The organism is Pseudomonas nitroreducens NBRC 12694 (assembly GCF_002091755.1).
Classification (GTDB): domain Bacteria; phylum Pseudomonadota; class Gammaproteobacteria; order Pseudomonadales; family Pseudomonadaceae; genus Pseudomonas; species Pseudomonas nitroreducens.
Window position 1 is genome coordinate 93627 of the sequence record NZ_BDAI01000008.1, and the last position, 19043, is coordinate 112669.

The window sequence follows — 19043 nt, forward strand, 5'->3', positions numbered from 1 at the left end:
CGCCCAGCTTAGTTGTGTGCGTGCAGCGCTTCATTCAGCTCGATCGCGGTCTTGTTGGTCTTGCACTCGACTGCGCCGGTCTGGGAGTTGCGGCGGAACAGCAGGTCGGCCTGGCCGGCCAGGTCGCGACCCTTGACCACTTTCACCAGGGCGTTCTGGTCGTCCAGCACAGCGATCTTGGTGCCGGCGGTGACGTACAGGCCGGCTTCGACGATGTTGCGGTCGCCCAGCGGGATGCCGATGCCGGCGTTGGCGCCGATCAGGCAGCCTTCGCCGACGCTGATGACGATGTTGCCGCCGCCGGACAGGGTGCCCATGGTGGAGCAGCCGCCGCCCAGGTCCGAGCCCTTGCCGACGAACACGCCCGCGGAGACGCGGCCTTCGATCATGCCCGGACCTTGGGTGCCGGCATTGAAGTTGACGAAGCCTTCGTGCATCACGGTGGTGCCTTCACCGATGTAGGCGCCCAGGCGTACGCGGGCGGTGTCGGCGATGCGCACGCCGGTCGGGACCACGTAGTCGGTCATCTTCGGGAATTTGTCGACGGAGAAGACTTCCAGCAGCTTGCCCTTCAGGCGCGCTTCCAGTTGCAGCTCGGCCAGTTCGGCCAGGTCGACGGCGCCCTGGTTGGTCCAGGCCACGTTTGGCAGCAGCGGGAAGATGCCGGTCAGGTTCAGGCCGTGCGGCTTGACCAGGCGATGGGACAGCAGGTGCAGCTTGAGGTACGCCTCGGGGGTGGAGCTGGGGGCGGCGTCTTCGGCCAGCAGGGTGGCGACCAGCGGCTTCTGGCTTTCGGCCAGGCGGTTGAGCAGCGCGGCCTGGGCAGCGTCGACGCTCTCGACGGCGTCGGCCAGCTGGTAGGCCTGGTGGGCGGTGAAGGCAATCGCCTGGTTGCCGCCTTCATAATTCAGCAGCGGGCTGATGGCTGCGACCAGTTCGGCGCTGGGGTTGAGCAGCGGCTGCGCGTAGAAGACTTCCAGCCAGTTGCCCTGGCGGTTCTGGGTGCCGACACCGAAAGCGATGCTGAACAGGGATTTCGACATGAGGGGGATTCCTTGAAAGAGATTCTCGAAGAATGAATTCGGTCAGGCCGGACGGCGACTGAGCAGCAGGCCCAGCCCGGCGCTGCCCAGCAGCGCGGCACAACCACGGTTGAACAGGCGCCGGGCGCGTGCACCGGCGAGCAGCTTGCCGAGGCGGACCCCGGCGAGCCCGTAAAGGGCGATGGCCAGCCATTCCAGCAGCAGGAAGGCCGCGCCGAGTTGGGCGAACTGGGCGCCCACGGCCTGACGCGGATCGACGAACTGCGGCAGGAAAGCGGTGAAGATGAGGATCGCCTTGGGGTTGCCGGCGGCCACCCAGAACTCCTGGCGGGCCAGGCGCCACAGGCTGGTGGCGGTAGCCGGGGCGCCATCGACGGACAGGTTCGCTGTCGGCGCGCGCCACAGTTGCACGGCCAGCCACAGCAGGTAACCGGCGCCCACCAACTTGATCGCCAGGAACAGCCAGGCCGAGGCCTGCAGTACCAGCGCCAGGCCGGAGGCGGCCAGGGCCAGCATGCCGGCGAAGGCGACCAGCCGTCCGCCACCGGCGAGGGTGGCGCGCAGCAGGCCGAAGCGCGCGGCATTGTTCAGCGAGAGCAGGTTGTTCGGTCCCGGTGCCAGGTTCAGGGCGAAGCAGGCGGGGAGGAACAGGGCCCAGGCGATGCTCATCGTCCTGCGACTCAGGCCAGGGCGGCGGCGTAGAGATCGGGCTTGAAGCCGACCAGGGTGCGATCACCCAGGTCCAGCACTGGGCGCTTGATCATCGACGGCTGCGCCACCATCAGTTCGATGGCCTTGGCCTGGTCGATATCGGCCTTCTGCGCGTCGTCGAGCTTGCGGAACGTGGTGCCGGCACGGTTCAGCACAGTCTCCCAGCCATGCTCGTTGCACCATTGCTCCAGGTGCGCGCGGTCTATTCCGCTAGTCTTGTAGTCGTGGAAGGCGTAGTCGACGCCATGTTCTTCCAGCCAGGTACGGGCCTTCTTCATGGTGTCGCAGGCTTTGATTCCATACAGCGTCCGCTCGCTCACGGGGCGCTACTCCTTTTCGATGCTTTTTTCAGGCGCGGGATTATGCCATTTCCCAGCGCCTTGCGGGACGCCGCCGGGAGGCCGGCGTATTGCAACAGTTTTTTGCCCGAAGCGTGGCTGATCCGCGCCGCGATGGGTGCTTCAATGGATGGCTGTGTTGGAGTTCGACGATGCAAACCGTTTACACCGTGTTGATCCTGTTGCTGGTCGTGGGGGGAACCCGGCTCGCCGCTCAACTGATCCCGCTGCCCCTGCCGCTGATCCAGATCGTTGCCGGCGCCATGCTCGCCTGGCCGAGCCTGGGGCTGCACGTGGCGCTCGATCCCGAGCTGTTCATGTTCCTGTTCATCCCGCCGCTGCTGTTCGCCGATGGCTGGCGCATGCCCAAGGGTGAGTTCTGGAAGATGCGCTGGCCGATCCTCACCCTGGCTTTCGCCCTGGTGCTGTTCACCGTGCTCGGCGGTGGCGTCTTCATCCACCTGCTGATTCCCGAGATACCCTGGGCTGCCGCCTTCGCCCTGGCGGCGGTGCTGTCGCCGACCGATGCGCTGGCGGTCTCGGCCATCGCCCAGGACCGCCTTCCCAGGCGCCTGATGCACGTGTTGCAGGGCGAGGCGTTGATGAACGACGCCTCCGGCCTGGTCGCCTTCAAGTTCGCCATCGCCGCTGCCATGACCGGTACCTTCTCGCTGATGGACGCCAGCCTGAGTTTCCTGCTGGTGGCGGTTGGCGGGCTGGCCTGCGGGGTGTTCATCAGCTGGCTGCTGGGGCGCATTCGCGCCTGGATGATCCGTCGCGGCTGGGATGATCCGGCGACGCACGTGGTGCTGATGCTGCTGTTGCCCTTCGCCTGCTACATGATCGCCGAGGAGCTGGGGGTGTCCGGCATCCTGGCGGCGGTGGCGGCCGGCATGATGCAGAGCTGGGCCGACCTGCTGCCGCGGCAGACCAACACGCGCCTGCTCAACCGCAGCGTCTGGTCGATGCTCGAGTTCGCCTTCAACGGCGTGGTGTTCCTGCTGCTGGGCCTGCAGTTGCCGGACATCCTGAAATCGGTCTCCCACCATGCCGATGACGTGATGTGGCGCTCGTCGCTGCTGCTGTTCTACGTGCTGGCGGTGTTCGCCGTGCTGATCCTGCTGCGTTTCGGCTGGGTCTGGTGTTACTGGAAGGTGTCGGTGCGCTTCGAGCAGTGGTGGGGGATAGAGCTGGGCGGTCGTTCGGGCGAGCCGGTACTGCGGTTGTCGGCAATCTCGGCGCTGGGCGGGGTGCGCGGGGCGGTGACGCTGGCCGGCGTGCTCTCGGTACCGCTGCTGTTGCTCGATGGTTCGGCCTTCCCGCAGCGCGACCTGATCATCTTCATCGCCACCGGGGTGATCCTGGTGTCGCTGATCGCCGCCACCATCGGCCTGCCGATCCTTCTGCGCGGTCTGCCGGCAGCCAGCAATGACCAGCGCGAGCGCGAAGTGCAGTCGGTGTGGCGCAAGACCGCGGTGGCGGCCATCCACATGCTGGAAGGCGAGGAAATGCCCACTCGCGACGGTGCGGATGCCGACGAAGCGGCGCGCCTGGCAGAGGTGAAGGCGCGGCTGATGGCCGAGTATCGCCACGAACTGGACCCGGCGCCGGACTCCCAGGAAGCCCGCGAGCGCGCTCGCAGCCTGGAACTGGCCGATCAGGCGCTGCGCATCAAGGCGCTGCGGGCGCAGCGCCTTGAGCTGTACCGCATGCGTCGTGAGCATGAGATCGACGACGAGACCATGCGCGAGGTGCTGGGCGAGCTGGACAGCCAGGAAGCCTGGGTGACCAGCAAGGCGGGGCGCTGGGTGTAGTGGTGCTCTTGTAGGAGCGAGCTTGCTCGCGAACCGCTTGGCTCTGGAACTGCCGGATAGTTCTGTTCGCGAGCAAGGACTGGGCGTGCCCCCTCGGTCCTACAGGGTGTGCAACCTCAGAGGCTCTGTACGTACTGCTTGATCCGCTCGGCCGCTTCCACGCACTCCGCCAGTGGTGCCACCAGCGCCATGCGCACGCGGTTGGCGCCGGGGTTCTCGCCGTTCACTTCGCGCGACAGGTAGGAGCCCGGCACCACGGTGACGTGTTGCGCATCGAACAGGCCGCGGCAGAACTCGGTGTCGGCAACCGGTGTTTTCGCCCACAGGTAGAAGCTGCCGTCCGGGCGCTGCACGTCGAGCACGCCGCCGAGGATGTCCAGCACGGCGTCAAACTTCTCGCGGTACAGGTCGCGGTTGGCGCGCACGTGGTCCTCGTCCTTCCAGGCAGCGACGCTGGCCAGTTGGGTCTGAACCGGCATCGCGCAGCCGTGGTAGGTGCGGTACAGGAGGAATTTCTTCAGAACCTCGGCATCGCCGGCGACGAAGCCCGAGCGCAGGCCCGGCAGGTTGGAGCGCTTGGACAGGCTGTGGAATACCACGCAGCGCTTGAAGTCGTTGCGGCCCAGTTCGGCGCAGGCGCTCAGCAGGCCGGCCGGCGGGTTCTGCTCGTCGAAGTACAGCTCGCTGTAGCACTCGTCGGCGGCGATCACAAAGTCGTGCTCGTCGGCCAGGGCGATCAGCTTCTTCAGGGTTTCCAGCGGCACCAGCGCACCGGTGGGGTTGCCCGGCGAGCAGAGGAAGAGGATCTGGCAGCGCGCCCAGATGTCGGCCGGCACGGCGTCGAAGTCCGGGTTGAAGCCGTTGTCTTCCAGGCACGGCAGGTAGTGCGGCTCGGCGCCGGCCAGCAGGGCCGCGCCTTCGTAGATCTGGTAGAACGGGTTCGGGCTGATCACCAGACCCTTGGCGTTGCGGTCGACCACGGTCTGGGTGAAGGCGAACAGCGCTTCGCGGGTGCCGTTCACCGGCAGCACGTGGCGCGCAGCGTCCAGCCAGCCGGCCGGTACCTTGAAGCGGCGCTCGCACCAGGCGGCAATGGCTTCGCGCAGGGCGGGGATGCCCAAGGTGGTCGGATAGACGGCCAACTGGTCGAGGCTGTCGGCCAGGGCCTTGGCGACGAACTCCGGCGAGCGGTGCTTGGGTTCGCCGATGGACAGCGCGATCGGCTTCAGCTCCGCCGGCGGCTGGGCGCCGGCCAGCAGGGCGCGGAGCTTCTCGAAGGGGTAGGGCTGGAGCGAGTCGAGGGCAGGATTCATGGGCAAGGCTCTTTCTTTCTAAAGTCTGACTAAATGCTGATGCGTACCGGCATGCTCTGCTGGCCGCCGTCGGAAAGGATATCGACCAGGGCGGTCTGGATGCGCTTGCACAGCTCGGGGTCGGAGAGCGGCTGGTTGTGCGCATCGGTGACGAAGAACACGTCTTCCACGCGTTCGCCCAGTGTGGCGATCTTGGCGTTCTGCACCGACAGGTCGAAGTCCAGGAACAGCCCGCCGATCCGCGCGAGCAGGCCGGGGCGGTCCGGTGCTATCACTTCGAGCACGCTGACCTGACGCGCCGCGTCGGTGGAAATGGTCACCTGCGGATTGAAGGCGAAGTGCTTGAGCTGGCGCGGCACGCGGCGCTGGATGATGGTCGGGTACTCGTCCGGGTCCTTCAGCGCGTTGACCAAACCTTCGCGAATTTCCTCGACTCGGCTGGGATTGTTGCCGATCGATCCGCCATCGGCGTCGAGCACTATGTAGGTATCGAGGGTGAACAGGCTGGTGGAGGTGATGATCCGCGCGTCCTGAATGTTCAGGTTGAGCTGGTCCATCGCGGCCACGGTCACGGCGAAGAAGTCATGCTGGTCGCCGGCATAGATGAAGATCTGCGTGCCACCCTCGAATTCGCGCTGGGCGGTTTCCTTGATCAGCACCAGCGGGGTGCCGTCGTCCGGATGCTGGAGGATGGCTTCGGTGTGCCAGGCCACGTCGGCTGCGCTGTGGCGCAGGAAATAGTCGTCGCCCAGTTGGCTCCAGAGCTGCTCGGCGTCGTCCTGGTCGATACCGCCGCGCACCAGGATGTCGATGGCTGCGCTCTGTGTCTGGCGAATCTGCTCCTCGCGGTCGACCGGGTTCTCCAGGCCGCGTCGCAGGGCGCGCTTGGTCTCGGTGTAGAGCTGGCGCAGCAGGCTGGCGCGCCAGGAGTTCCACAAGGTCGGGTTGGTGGCGTTGATGTCGGCCACGGTGAGTACGTAGAGGTAGTCCAGGTAGGTCTGGTTGCCCATCAGCTGGGCGAAGTCGTAGATCACCTGCGGGTCGGACAGGTCCTTGCGCTGGGCGGTGGTGGACATGATCAGATGGTTCTGCACCAGCCAGGACACCAGGTTGGTGTCCCACGGCGGCAACTGATGGCGCTGGCAGAAGTGCTCGGCGTCCACCGCGCCCAGTTCCGAGTGGTCGCCGCCGCGGCCCTTGGCGATGTCATGGTAGAGGCCGGCGATGTAGATCAGCTCGGGCTTGGGCAGGCGCTCCATGATCTTGCTGGCCAGCGGGTACTTCTCCGCCATGTCCGGGCGGCGCAGCTTGCGCAGGTGCTTGATCAGGTTGAGGGTGTGCGCATCCACCGTATAGATGTGGAACAGGTCGTGCTGCATCTGCCCGACGATCAGGCCGAACTCCGGCAGGTAGCGGCCGAGGATGCCGTAGCGGTTCATCCGCCGCAGGTTGCGGTGGATGCCTTCCTTGCACTTGAACAGCTCGATGAACAGGCTGGTGTTGCGAATGTCGTGGCGGAAGTCGTCGTCGATCAGGTGGCGGCTGTCGCGCAGCAGACGGATCGTATCGGCGCGCACGCCCTTGATCTCGGGGTGCTGGGCGAGCAGCACGAAGATTTCCAGCAGGGCGAACGGGGTGCGCTTGAAAACGTTGGCGTGGGTGACTTCCAGGTAGCCGTCGCGCAGCTGGAAGCGACTGTTGAGCGGCAGGATCTGGCCGTTCTCGCCGGCCCGCAGTATCACTTCCTCGAAGTGCTGCATGATCAGGTCGTTCAGCTCGGACACCGCCATCACCACGCGGTAGTACTTCTGCATGAAGCGCTCGACGGCCAGCTTGGCGTCGTTGCCTTCATAACCGAGCATCCCGGCAATGCGCCGCTGATGGTCGAACAGCAGCCGGTCCTCGGCGCGGCCGGCGAGCATGTGCAGGGCGTAGCGGACCTTCCAGAGGAATTCCTGGCTGGAGGCCAGCACCGCGCACTCGCTCTCGACCAGGAACCCCTCGCGCACCAGGGCGTGCAGGTTGAGGCTGCCGAAATGCCGGCGGGCGACCCAGAGTAGCGTCTGGATGTCGCGCAGGCCGCCGGGCGAGCCCTTCACGTTGGGTTCGAGGTTGTATTCGGTGTCGTTGTATTTGGTGTGGCGGTGAATCTGCTCCTTGCGCTTGGCCAGGTAGAACTGGCCGCTGGGCCACATCTGCTTGGCGCTGGTGGCTTCGAGCATGCGCTGGCGCAGGCTGTCCGGGCCGGAAATGGTCCGGCACTCCATCAGGTTGGTGACCACGGTGAGGTCCGCGCGCGCTTCCTCGGCGCACTCGGCCACCGAGCGTACGCTCTGGCCGACTTCCAGGCCGATGTCCCAGAGCAGGGTGAGGAAGCCTTCGATGGGCTCGCGGAAGATTTCCTGGTCTTCGCTGTCCAGCAGGATCAGCAGGTCGATGTCCGAGTGCGGGTGCAATTCGCCGCGGCCATAGCCGCCCACGGCGACCAGCGCGATGTCGGCGTCGTCGCCCCAGTCAAAGCGATTCCAGGCCTGCTGCAGGATCTGGTCGACGAACCAGGCGCGGTCCTCGATCAGCCGACGGATATCGCGGCCGCCGTTGAAGCGGCTATCCAGCACTTCGTTGGCCTGACGAATGGCCTTCTTGAAGGCGGCGATGGGGCTGGATTTGAGGGCCAGTTCCGCCTGGAACTGCCCGCGGTCGAACAACTCGGGATCCACCTGCGGCATGGCGGCCTTCCTGATCAATGGCTTAGGGGAGGGCAGGGGCAAGAGGGCGGTCGGGCCTGGGCGCTTGGCGCCAGGCCCGGCAGCTGTGCCGGGCCGGGATTTCTATGTTCTACCCAGCCGTCGGCGAGATTGCAAACCGCTTCCGGTCAGGCCGGCGTGCGCGGGAAGCTTTCGTCGTTGCGCAGGGTCAGGATCTCGTAGCCGTCGGCGGTGACCAGCACGGTGTGCTCCCACTGCGCGGACAGCTTGCGGTCCTTGGTGATGGCGGTCCAGCCGTCGCCGAGCAGGCGGGTTTCCGCGCGGCCCTGGTTGATCATCGGCTCGATGGTGAAGATCATGCCTTCCTTGAGTTCCAGGCCGGTGCCGGCGCGGCCGTAGTGCAGCACTTGCGGCTCTTCGTGGAACACCTTGCCGATGCCGTGGCCGCAATACTCGCGTACCACGGAGAAGCCGTTCTTCTCGGCGTATTTCTGGATCACTTCGCCGATGTCGCCCAGGCGTGCGCCCGGTTTGACCAGCGCAATGCCCTTGTACAGGCATTCCTGGGTGATCTGGCAGAGGCGGTCAGCCCATTCCGGGGTCTTGCCCACCGAGAACATCTTGCTGGTGTCGCCGTGGTAGCCGTCCTTGATGACGGTGACATCGATGTTGACGATGTCGCCTTCCTTGAGCGGCTTCTCGTTGGGAATGCCGTGGCACACCACGTGGTTGATCGAGGTGCAGATCGACTTGGGAAAGCCCTTGTAGTTCAGCGGCGCGGGAATGGCCTTCTGCACGTTGACGATGTAGTCGTGGCAGAGACGGTCCAGCTCATCGGTGGTGACGCCGGGCTTGACGTGTTCGCCGATCATTTCCAGCACTTCGGCGGCCAGGCGGCCGGCGACGCGCATTTTCTCGATGTCTTCGGGCGTCTTGATGGTGACGGTCATGCGACTTCTCTATCAGGCGCTGCGTACGCGCGGGTAAATAAGAGGAATACGCAAGTCTATCAGATTCGGTGCCTTTCTATTAGGGGCGGGCGGCCGACCGGGCTGTTCGGACGAGGCGGTGGGGAGATGCCGGGCGTCCCTCCGGGTTTTGTTCTGGCCGAGGTTGTGGTATAAAGCGCCCCGCTCCGGAGGCTACGGCCATTCCGGGGCATTAACCCACACATGCATCGACACGATGGCCTGGGTGCCCTGCGACACAGTCGAAGGGTTGGCCGTTGGGATGCATGGAGGCCTAACCCGACTTATCGAGGAACTATCATGTCCCAAGTCAATATGCGCGATATGCTGAAGGCCGGTGTGCACTTCGGCCACCAGACCCGTTACTGGAACCCGAAAATGGGCAAGTTCATTTTCGGTGCGCGCAACAAGATCCACATCATCAACCTCGAAAAAACCCTGCCGATGTTCAACGAGGCCCTGACCTTCGTTGAGCGCCTGGCCCAGGGCAAGAACAAGATCCTGTTCGTCGGCACCAAGCGTTCCGCTGGCAAGATCGTTCGCGAAGAAGCTGCCCGTTGCGGCATGCCGTACGTCGACCATCGTTGGCTGGGCGGCATGCTCACCAACTACAAGACCATCCGTCAGTCGATCAAGCGTCTGCGCGAGCTGGAAGTTCAGTCCCAGGACGGTACTTTCGCCAAGCTGACCAAGAAAGAAGCCCTGATGCGCAGCCGTGATCTGGAAAAACTGGATCGCAGCCTGGGCGGCATCAAGGACATGGGCGGCCTGCCGGACGCTCTGTTCGTGATCGACGTTGACCATGAGCGCATTGCTATCACCGAAGCCAACAAGCTGGGTATCCCGGTCATTGGCGTCGTCGATACCAACAGCAGCCCGGAAGGCGTTGACTATGTTATCCCGGGTAACGACGACGCCATTCGCGCCGTACAGCTGTACCTGGGCTCCATGGCCGAAGCCGTACTGCGTGGCAAGAGCGCCGGTGGCGTGACTGCTGACGAGTTCGTAGAAGAAGCGCCGGCCGAATCCGCCGAAGGCTGATTCCAGGACGTCCAGACGTCCTGCGGTGCGCGGAAAGGGGGCTAGGCCCCCTTTTTGCCACCCTGTAAATTCCGCCCGGGCAGCCGGGCGATCTGGTTTTGAGAGCAACTCAAGAGGATTTCGAAATGGCAGAAATTACTGCAGCACTGGTCAAGGAACTGCGTGAGCGTACCGGCCAGGGCATGATGGAGTGCAAGAAGGCACTGGTCGCCGCCGAAGGCGATATCGAAAAAGCCATCGACGACATGCGTGCTTCCGGCGCCATCAAGGCTGCCAAGAAGGCTGGCAACATCGCCGCCGAAGGCGCCATCGCCGCCAAAGTGGCTGATGATGCCAAGTCCGCTACCATCATCGAAGTCAACTCGCAGACCGACTTCCTGGCCCTGCAGGACGACTTCAAGAACTTCGTGGCTGCCAGCCTGGACAAGGCCGTTGCTCAGAAGCTGACCGACGCTGCTCCGCTGATCGCCGAGCAAGAGTCCGCTCGTGAAGCCCTGGTTGCCAAGTGCGGCGAGAACGTCAACATCCGTCGTCTGGCTCGCGCCGAAGGTGACGTGGTTGGCGCCTACCTGCACGGCCACCGCATCGGCGTTCTGGTCACCCTGAAGGGCGGCAACGCTGAACTGGCTCGCGACATCGCCATGCACATCGCTGCCAGCAACCCGCAGTTCCTGGATCCGTCGCAGGTTTCCGAAGAAGCCGTTGCCAAAGAGAAGGAAATCTTCCTCGCTCTGAACGCCGACAAGATCGCCGGCAAGCCGGAAAACATCGTCGAGAACATGGTCAAGGGCCGTATCTCGAAGTTCCTGGCCGAAGCCAGCCTGGTCGAGCAGGCGTTCGTCAAGGACCCGGAAGTCAAGGTCGGTGACCTGGCCAAGAAAGCCGGCGCTGAAATCGTTTCCTTCGTTCGCTTCGAAGTAGGCGAGGGCATCGAGAAGGTCGAAGCCGACTTTGCTGCCGAGGTTGCTGCTCAAGTAGCCGCTTCCAAGCAGTAATAGACAGTCTCACGACTGTCGCCCCGCAAGAGGCTGCCCGCTAACGCGCGCGGCCTCTTTGCCAAACTGGGGAAGCCAAAAGGGCTGGCTTCCACGGCGCAGGCCCGCCAGGCGGGCTCAAAGGCGCCGTAAGGCTGGCTGGTCCAAGCTTTCCGCAAGGCGCCCACAAGGCGCACAGCATTCAATCGCCGCAGGAGAAAAAGGTCATGGCTCAGCAGCTGAGCGCTCGTCAACCTCGCTATAAACGCATTCTTCTAAAATTGAGCGGCGAAGCCCTGATGGGCTCGGAGGAGTTCGGCATCGATCCCAAGGTGCTGGACCGCATGGCGCTGGAGATCGGCCAGCTCGTCGGTATCGGCGTGCAGGTCGGCCTGGTGATCGGTGGCGGCAACCTCTTCCGCGGCGCGGCGCTGTCCGCAGCGGGCATGGATCGCGTCACCGGCGACCATATGGGCATGCTCGCCACCGTGATGAACGGCCTGGCCATGCGCGACGCCCTGGAGCGTTCCAATATCACCGCCATCGTCATGTCCGCCATTTCCATGGTCGGCGTGACCGACCACTACGACCGCCGCAAGGCCATGCGCCACCTGAAGAGCGGCGAAGTGGTGATTTTCTCTGCCGGTACCGGCAACCCGTTCTTTACCACTGACTCCGCCGCCTGCCTGCGCGCCATCGAAATAGATGCTGACGTAGTACTCAAGGCGACCAAGGTGGACGGCGTGTACACTGCCGATCCGTTCAAGGACCCGAATGCCGAGAAGTTCGAGCGTCTGACGTACGATGAAGTGCTCGATCGCAAGCTGGGTGTGATGGACCTCACTGCCATCTGCCTGTGCCGGGACCAGAAAATGCCGCTGCGCGTGTTCAACATGAACAAGCCCGGCGCGCTGCTGAATATTGTTGTAGGTGGTGCTGAAGGCACCCTGATCGAGGAGGATTGAGATGATCAACGAGATCAAGAAGGAAGCACAGGATCGTATGGGCAAGACCCTGGAAGCCCTGGGACATGCCTTCGCCAAGATTCGTACCGGCCGTGCGCACCCGAGCATCCTGGATAGCGTGATGGTGTCCTACTACGGTTCCGACACTCCGCTGCGCCAGGTGGCCAACGTCACCGTGGAAGATTCCCGCACCCTGGCCCTCAGCGTCTTTGACAAGACCATGATCCAGGCGGTCGAGAAGGCCATCATGACCTCCGACCTGGGCCTGAATCCGGCCACCGCCGGCACCACCATTCGCGTCCCGATGCCGGCCCTGACCGAGGAGACCCGCAAAGGCTTCACCAAGCAGGCTCGCGCCGAGGCGGAGCAGGCCCGTGTTTCCGTACGCAACATCCGTCGTGATGCGCTGGCACAGCTCAAGGACCTGCAGAAAGAGAAGGAAATCAGCGAGGACGAAGAGCGCCGCGCCGGCGACGACGTGCAGAAGATCACCGACAAGTTCGTCGCCGAGATCGAAAAGGCCCTCGAGGCCAAGGAAGCGGATCTGATGGCCGTCTGACGGCCGGGCTCTCGTCATGGAAAAGACCAAGCAGGTGACGCCCGTGCCCCGGCACGTGGCGATCATCATGGACGGCAACAACCGCTGGGCGAAGAAACGCCTGATGCCTGGCGTGGCCGGGCACAAGGCTGGGGTGGATGCCGTCCGTGCGGTGATCAAGACCTGCGCCGAGGCCGGCGTTGAGGTGTTGACGCTGTTCGCCTTCTCCAGCGAGAACTGGCAGCGCCCGGCCGAAGAGGTCGGCGCGCTGATGGAGCTGTTCCTCATGGCCCTCCGCCGCGAGGTTCGCAAGCTCAGCGCCAATGGCATCCGCCTGCGCATCATTGGCGATCGCAGCCGCTTCGCCCCTGAATTGCAGGCGGCGATGCGCGAAGCCGAGGCGCTGACGGCCAATGGCGCCAGCATGTTGCTGCAGGTGGCGGCCAACTATGGTGGCCAGTGGGACATCACCCAGGCCGCCCAACGCCTCGCTCGCGAAGTGCAGGCGGGTCATCTGGCGCCGGACGATATTTCCCCGGAATTGATCCAGGGTTGCCTGACCACCGGCGACCAGCCGTTGCCCGACCTGTGCATCCGTACGGGTGGCGAGCACCGCATCAGCAACTTCCTTCTCTGGCAGCTGGCTTACGCCGAGCTGTATTTCTCCGATCTCTACTGGCCCGACTTCAAGCACGAAGCCATGCAGGCTGCGTTGCAGGACTTCGCCTCTCGTCAGCGCCGCTTCGGCAAGACCAGTGAGCAGGTCGAGGCCGAGGCACCTCCCTCATGTTGAAACAACGAATCATCACGGCGCTGGTCCTGTTGCCGATCGCGCTGGGTGGTTTCTTCCTGCTCGACGGTGCGGCGTTCTCGCTGTTCATTGGTCTGGTGGTCAGCCTGGGAGCCTGGGAATGGGCGCGCCTGGCGGGTTACAACGAGCAGTCCGCCCGCGTCGGCTATGCCGCGGTGGTTGCCGGGTTGATGCTCGTGCTGGCCTGGCTGCCGCAGCTGGCGGGCGCCGTACTGGTTCTGGCGCTGCTGTGGTGGGCGCTGGCGATCGTGATGGTGCTGACTTACCCGGACAGCGCCTCGAGTTGGGGCGGCCGCTGGCGCCGCCTGCTGATCGGCCTGCTGATCCTGCTGCCGGCCTGGCAGGGCCTGGTGCTGCTCAAGCAGTGGCCGCTGTCCAACTGGCTGATCGTTGCGGTGATGGTGCTGGTCTGGGCCGCCGACATCGGTGCTTACTTCTCCGGCAAGGCTTTCGGCAAGCGCAAGCTCGCTCCGCGCGTCAGCCCGGGGAAGAGCTGGGAAGGTTTCTTCGGTGGCATGGCGCTTTGCCTGGTAATCACCGTCGTCGTCGCCATCTACCGCGATTGGACCGTCCGTGAGCTGCTGCTGGCGCTGCCGTGCGCGGCCATCGTGGTAGCCCTGTCGGTCATCGGCGATCTAACCGAGAGCATGTTCAAGCGCCAGTCAGGCCTCAAGGACAGTAGCAACCTGCTGCCTGGCCATGGCGGCGTGCTGGACCGCATCGACAGCCTGACCGCTGCGATTCCGGTGTTCACCGCGCTGTTGTGGGCCGTGGGCTGGGGTGCTCCGTGAGTCATCCTCTGTGGATTACCGTGCTGGGGGCGACGGGCTCGATCGGTCTCAGCACCCTCGACGTCATCGGACGTCATCCTGATCGTTACCGCGTCTTCGCCCTCAGCGGCTTTTCCCGTCTGGCAGAGCTCGAAGCGCTGTGTGTGTGCCATCGTCCGCGCTTTGTCGTGGTGCCGGAGAAGGAGCAGGCGCAGGCCCTTCAGAATCGCCTGAATTCCGCTGGCTTGCAGGCTCGCGTGCTGGTGGGGGAGGCCGGGCTTTGCGAGGTTTCCGCGCATCCTGAAGTGGATGCGGTGATGGCCGCCATCGTCGGTGCTGCCGGCCTCAAGCCCACTCTGGCCGCCGTCGAGGCGGGCAAGCGGGTATTGCTGGCCAACAAAGAGGCGTTGGTGATGTCCGGCGCCCTGTTCATGGACGCCGTGCGCGCCAGTGGTGCGGTGCTGCTGCCCATCGACAGCGAACACAACGCGATCTTCCAGTGCATGCCGGCGGATTATGCTCGCGGACTGGGACAGGTCGGCGTTCGGCGTATCCTGCTGACCGCCTCGGGTGGGCCCTTCCGCGAGACGCCGCTGAAGCAATTGCTCGAGGTTTCCCCTGAGCAGGCTTGCGCCCACCCCAATTGGTCGATGGGGCGGAAGATTTCCGTCGACTCGGCCAGCATGATGAACAAGGGCCTGGAGCTGATCGAGGCCTGCTGGCTGTTCGACGCTGCGCCATCGAAGGTCGAGGTGGTGATCCATCCGCAGAGCGTGATTCATTCGCTGGTGGACTATGTTGACGGCTCGGTGCTGGCCCAGCTAGGCAACCCGGACATGCGCACCCCCATCGCCCATGCTCTGGCCTGGCCGCAGCGGATCGATTCCGGGGTTTCGCCGCTGGATCTGTTCTCCATTGCTCGCCTGGACTTCAGTGCGCCCGACGAACAGCGTTTTCCCTGTCTGCGCCTGGCGCGTCAGGCTGCTGAGGCTGGCGGCAGTGTGCCGGCGATGCTCAATGCGGCAAACGAAGTGGCCGTTGCCGCTTTCCTCGAGCGGCGCATCCGCTTCACGGATATCCCGGTTATCATCGATGAAGTGCTGAACCGCGAGGTGCGCACGCCGGTCGAATCGCTCGATGCGGTGCTGATGGCTGACCGACGTGCGCGCGGTGCAGCGCAGGCGTGGTTGCAGGAGCGCGGGCATTGAGCCCGAGGAGGTAGCGATGAGCGCCCTTTATATGGTGGTGGGACTGATTGTCGCCCTGGGCGTACTGGTCACCTTCCACGAGTTCGGACACTTCTGGGTTGCCCGCCGCTGCGGGGTCAAAGTCCTGCGTTTCTCCGTGGGCTTCGGCACGCCGCTGGTGCGCTGGCATGACCGCCATGGCACCGAGTTCGTCGTAGCCGCCATTCCCTTGGGCGGCTACGTGAAGATGCTGGACGAGCGTGAGGGTGATGTCCCTGCCGAACTGCTCGACCGTGCCTTCAATCGCAAGACCGTGTTCCAGCGCATCGCTATCGTGGCGGCCGGTCCGGTGGCCAACTTCCTGCTCGCCATCCTGTTCTTCTGGGTGCTGGCCATGCTTGGCAGCCAGCAGATCAAGCCGGTCATCGGCTCTGTGGTGGCGGATAGCCCGGCGGCCATCGCTGGGTTGGCGTCCGGCCAGGAAGTCGTTGCCGTGGACGGCGAAGCCGTCGATGGCTGGAGCAGCGTAAACCTGCAACTGGTACGCCGCCTCGGTGAAACGGGCGAGCTGAGCGTCACGGTGCTGGAGAAGGGTTCGAGCGTTCCCGCGGTGCACCAGGTACGAATCAGTTCCTGGCTGAAGAACGAAGACAATCCCGATCCCATCGGTGGGCTGGGGATCCAGCCCTGGCGACCCTCTGTCGCACCGCTGATTGCCGAGCTGGACGAAAAGGGCCCTGCCAAGGCTGCCGGCCTGCAGATCGGTGATCGGATCGTCACTCTTGACGGTCGGCAGGTCACGGATTGGCAAGAAGTGGTCTCGCGTGTACGCGCCATGCCAGAGGGCAAGGTGATCCTGGAGGTCGAGCGCGCCGGCCGGAACCAGGAGCTTGCCTTGACCCTGGCGGCCAAAGGCGAGGGCAAGGCCCGCACCGGCTACCTGGGCGCGGGTGTCGCCGGTGGTCAATGGCCGCCCGAAATGCTCCGTGAAGTGAGCTATGGACCGGTGGCCGCGGTGGGGCAGGCGCTCTCCCGAACCTGGTCCATGAGCCTGCTAACTCTGGATTCTCTAAAGAAAATGGTGCTCGGGCAGCTCTCGGTAAAAAACTTGAGCGGGCCGATAACCATTGCTAAAGTGGCGGGCGCTTCAGCCCAGTCCGGCGTAGGGGATTTTCTGCATTTCCTCGCCTATCTGAGCATCAGCTTGGGGGTTCTCAACCTGTTGCCGATTCCTGTTCTCGATGGCGGGCATCTGCTGTTCTACATGGTCGAGTGGGTGCGAGGTCGCCCATTGTCGGAGCGGGTCCAGGCTTGGGGGATGCAGATTGGCATCAGCCTGGTAGTCGGGGTCATGTTGTTGGCCCTGGTCAACGATCTGAGTCGACTGTAACCGCCATTGGATTTTCGGATCTGCCGCCTTTTGCGGCAGATTCTCTATTTGTCAGTTGGAATAAAAGGACTCCATGAAACGCTTTCTGCTTCCCGCGGCCCTTTCCGCGCTGATGATCGCCCAGGTTCACGCCGAGTCCTTCACTGTTTCCGATATCCGGGTCAACGGCCTCCAGCGCGTGTCTGCCGGCAGCGTGTTCGCCGCATTGCCGTTGAACGTCGGCGAGCAGATCGATGATCGCCGCCTGGTCGAAGCGACCCGCTCGCTGTTCAAGACCGGTTTCTTCCAGGACATCCAGCTCAGCCGTGATGGCAATGTGCTGATCGTCAACGTGGTGGAGCGCCCGTCCATCTCCAGCATCGAGATCGAGGGCAACAAGGCCATCACCACTGAAGACCTGATGAAGGGGCTGAAGCAATCCGGCCTCTCCGAAGGCGAAATCTTCCAGCGCGCCACCCTCGAAGGCGTGCGTAACGAGTTGCAGCGCCAGTATGTGGCCCAGGGCCGCTACTCCGCCGAGATCGAGACCGAAGTGGTGCCGCAGCCGCGCAACCGTGTGGCGCTGAAGATCAACATCAACGAAGGCACCGTGGCGGCCATCGCCCATGTCAACGTGGTGGGCAACACCGTCTTCTCCGAAGAAGACCTGACCGATCTGTTCGAGCTCAAGACCACCAACTGGCTGTCCTTCTTCAAGAACGACGACAAGTACTCCCGCGAGAAGCTTTCCGGCGACCTGGAACGTCTGCGCTCCTACTACCTGGACCGTGGCTACATCCACATGGATATCGCCTCCACCCAGGTCTCCATCACCCCGGACAAGAAGCACGTCTACATCACCGTCAACGTCAACGAAGGCGAGAAGTACACCGTCAGCGACGTGAAGCTCTCCGGCGACCTGAAGGTGCCGGAAGAGGAAGTGAAGAAGCTGCTGCTGGTGAAGAAAGGCCAGGTGTTCTCCCGCAAGGTGATGACCACTACCTCCGACCTGATCACTCGCCGCCTGGGTAACGAGGGCTACACCTTCGCCAACGTCAACGGCGTACCCGAGCCGAACGACGAGAACAAGACCGTTTCGATCACCTACGTGGTCGATCCGGGCAAGCGCGCCTACGTCAACCGTATCAACTTCCGTGGCAATACCAAGACCGAGGACGAAGTACTCCGTCGCGAAATGCGCCAGATGGAAGGCGGCTGGGCGTCGACTTACCTGATCGACCAGTCCAAGCAGCGCCTGGAGCGCCTGGGCTACTTCAAGGAAGTCAACGTCGAGACTCCGGCCGTACCGGGTACCGACGACCAGGTCGACGTCAACTACAGCGTGGAAGAGCAGCCGTCCGGCTCGATCACCGCCAGCGTGGGCTTCGCCCAGAGCGCCGGCCTGATCCTTGGCGGCTCGATCAGCCAGAACAACTTCCTGGGTACCGGTAACAAGGTCAGCATCGGCTTGACCAAGTCCGACTACCAGACCCGCTACAACTTCGGCTTCGTCGACCCCTACTGGACTGTCGACGGCGTGAGCCTGGGCTACAACGCCTTCTACCGCAAGACCGATTACGATCAGCTCGACGTAGACGTCTCCAGCTACTCGGTGAACAGCCTGGGTGCCGGCGTCAGCATCGGCTACCCGATCAGCGAGACCTCGCGTCTGACCTACGGCCTGACCGTGCAGCGCGACGACATCGATACCGGCGCCTATACCGTCGACGAGATCTTCGACTTCATCGAGAAGGAAGGCGACAGCTTCACCAACTTCAAGGCGTCCATCGGCTGGTCCGAATCGACCCTGAACAAGGGGGTGCTGGCCAACCGTGGTCACTCGCAGAGCCTGGTGCTGGAAACCACCATTCCAGGCAGCGACCTGTCGTTCTACAAGCTTGATTACCGTGGCCAGATCTTCGCGCCGCTGACCGAAAACTACACGATGCGCTTCCACACCGAGCTCGGTTACGGCGGCGCATACGGCGACACCGATCGTCTGCCGTTCTACGAGAACTACTACGCCGGCGGCTTCAACTCGGTGCGTGGCTTCAAGGACAGCTCCCTCGGTCCGCGCAGTACGCCCAGTAAAGCTCGTAATAACGGTGATGGGCCGGATGACCAGGGCCGCTACACCGACCCGGATCAGGATCCGCAAGCCTTCGGTGGTAACATCATGATCACCGGCGGTGCCGAACTGCTGTTCCCGCTGCCCTTCGTGAAGGATCAGCGCCAACTGCGTACCGTGCTGTTCTACGACATCGGTAACGTGTTCGATACCGACTGTCCGATCTCGACTACCCAGGGTTGTGACGGTGTCAAGTTCCAGGACATGGCCATGTCCGCGGGTGTGGGCCTGACCTGGATTACCGCACTGGGCCCGCTCAGCTTCAGCCTGGCGACCCCGATCAAGAAGCCGGACAACGCCGAAACCCAGATCTTCCAGTTCTCCCTGGGACAGACCTTCTAATTGGCCGTATCGTTGTAATGACA

General features: G+C 63.7%; 16 protein-coding genes. 10 read left to right on the forward strand and 6 right to left on the reverse strand.

The genetic code is table 11. The features are described from left to right. Positions 1-8: 8 nt before the first annotated feature. The 3 genes from dapD to PNI01S_RS19965 are packed head-to-tail and all read right to left on the reverse strand — an operon-like array spanning position 9 to position 2074. On the reverse strand, positions 9-1043 hold the full coding sequence (gene dapD / locus PNI01S_RS19955) for a 2,3,4,5-tetrahydropyridine-2,6-dicarboxylate N-succinyltransferase (protein WP_024766090.1): 1035 nt from the start codon (positions 1041-1043) through the stop codon (positions 9-11). A gap of 42 nt (positions 1044-1085) precedes the next feature. Next, positions 1086-1712: a LysE family translocator gene (locus tag PNI01S_RS19960; protein ID WP_084358875.1), complete on the reverse strand. Its 627-nt coding sequence runs from the start codon at positions 1710-1712 to the stop codon at positions 1086-1088. An 11-nt stretch (positions 1713-1723) separates the two neighbouring features. Then, positions 1724-2074, reverse strand: coding sequence for an ArsC family reductase (locus PNI01S_RS19965; RefSeq protein ID WP_024766089.1), 351 nt, complete (start codon positions 2072-2074; stop codon positions 1724-1726). 170 nt (positions 2075-2244) lie between these two features. Here PNI01S_RS19965 and PNI01S_RS19970 point away from each other — a divergent pair, with 170 nt between their 5' ends. Next, the gene (locus tag PNI01S_RS19970; protein WP_038803398.1) at positions 2245-3906 is read left to right on the forward strand and encodes a Na+/H+ antiporter; all 1662 of its coding nucleotides are present in this window, start codon (positions 2245-2247) and stop codon (positions 3904-3906) included. A 116-nt stretch (positions 3907-4022) separates the two neighbouring features. Here the strand turns inward: PNI01S_RS19970 and dapC are convergent, their stop codons facing one another. The 3 genes from dapC to map form a co-directional block, all read right to left on the reverse strand. Then, positions 4023-5219 carry a succinyldiaminopimelate transaminase gene (gene dapC, locus PNI01S_RS19975; protein WP_024766088.1) on the reverse strand — a complete coding sequence of 399 codons (1197 nt, stop codon included), beginning with the start codon at positions 5217-5219 and terminating at the stop codon, positions 4023-4025. A 29-nt stretch (positions 5220-5248) separates the two neighbouring features. After that, positions 5249-7948, reverse strand: coding sequence for a [protein-PII] uridylyltransferase (locus PNI01S_RS19980; protein ID WP_065084286.1), 2700 nt, complete (start codon positions 7946-7948; stop codon positions 5249-5251). Between the two features lie 146 nt (positions 7949-8094). Further along, positions 8095-8877, reverse strand: coding sequence for a type I methionyl aminopeptidase (map, locus tag PNI01S_RS19985; RefSeq protein ID WP_024766086.1), 783 nt, complete (start codon positions 8875-8877; stop codon positions 8095-8097). 318 nt (positions 8878-9195) lie between these two features. Between map and rpsB the strand changes: the two genes are divergently transcribed. From rpsB to bamA, 9 genes are all read left to right on the forward strand, one after another. Beyond that, on the forward strand, positions 9196-9936 hold the full coding sequence (rpsB, locus tag PNI01S_RS19990; RefSeq protein WP_024766085.1) for a 30S ribosomal protein S2: 741 nt from the start codon (positions 9196-9198) through the stop codon (positions 9934-9936). A 125-nt stretch (positions 9937-10061) separates the two neighbouring features. Beyond that, positions 10062-10931: a translation elongation factor Ts gene (gene tsf / locus PNI01S_RS19995; protein WP_024766084.1), complete on the forward strand. Its 870-nt coding sequence runs from the start codon at positions 10062-10064 to the stop codon at positions 10929-10931. Between the two features lie 206 nt (positions 10932-11137). Then, positions 11138-11875 carry a UMP kinase gene (pyrH, locus tag PNI01S_RS20000; RefSeq protein WP_017521181.1) on the forward strand — a complete coding sequence of 246 codons (738 nt, stop codon included), beginning with the start codon at positions 11138-11140 and terminating at the stop codon, positions 11873-11875. A 1-nt stretch (position 11876) separates the two neighbouring features. Next, positions 11877-12434: a ribosome recycling factor gene (gene frr, locus PNI01S_RS20005; RefSeq protein WP_024766083.1), complete on the forward strand. Its 558-nt coding sequence runs from the start codon at positions 11877-11879 to the stop codon at positions 12432-12434. A gap of 16 nt (positions 12435-12450) precedes the next feature. After that, positions 12451-13206: a polyprenyl diphosphate synthase gene (gene uppS / locus PNI01S_RS20010; protein WP_024766082.1), complete on the forward strand. Its 756-nt coding sequence runs from the start codon at positions 12451-12453 to the stop codon at positions 13204-13206. Then, positions 13200-14015, forward strand: coding sequence for a phosphatidate cytidylyltransferase (locus PNI01S_RS20015; RefSeq protein WP_024766081.1), 816 nt, complete (start codon positions 13200-13202; stop codon positions 14013-14015). The genes uppS and PNI01S_RS20015 overlap by 7 nt, the downstream gene beginning before the upstream one ends. Beyond that, positions 14012-15202, forward strand: coding sequence for a 1-deoxy-D-xylulose-5-phosphate reductoisomerase (ispC, locus tag PNI01S_RS20020; protein WP_024766080.1), 1191 nt, complete (start codon positions 14012-14014; stop codon positions 15200-15202). The genes PNI01S_RS20015 and ispC overlap by 4 nt, the downstream gene beginning before the upstream one ends. A 16-nt stretch (positions 15203-15218) precedes the next feature. After that, positions 15219-16571, forward strand: coding sequence for a sigma E protease regulator RseP (rseP, locus tag PNI01S_RS20025; protein WP_024766079.1), 1353 nt, complete (start codon positions 15219-15221; stop codon positions 16569-16571). Positions 16572-16644: 73 nt separating this feature from the next. After that, positions 16645-19020 carry an outer membrane protein assembly factor BamA gene (gene bamA / locus PNI01S_RS20030; RefSeq protein ID WP_024766078.1) on the forward strand — a complete coding sequence of 792 codons (2376 nt, stop codon included), beginning with the start codon at positions 16645-16647 and terminating at the stop codon, positions 19018-19020. The last annotated feature ends 23 nt before the right edge of the window (positions 19021-19043 follow it).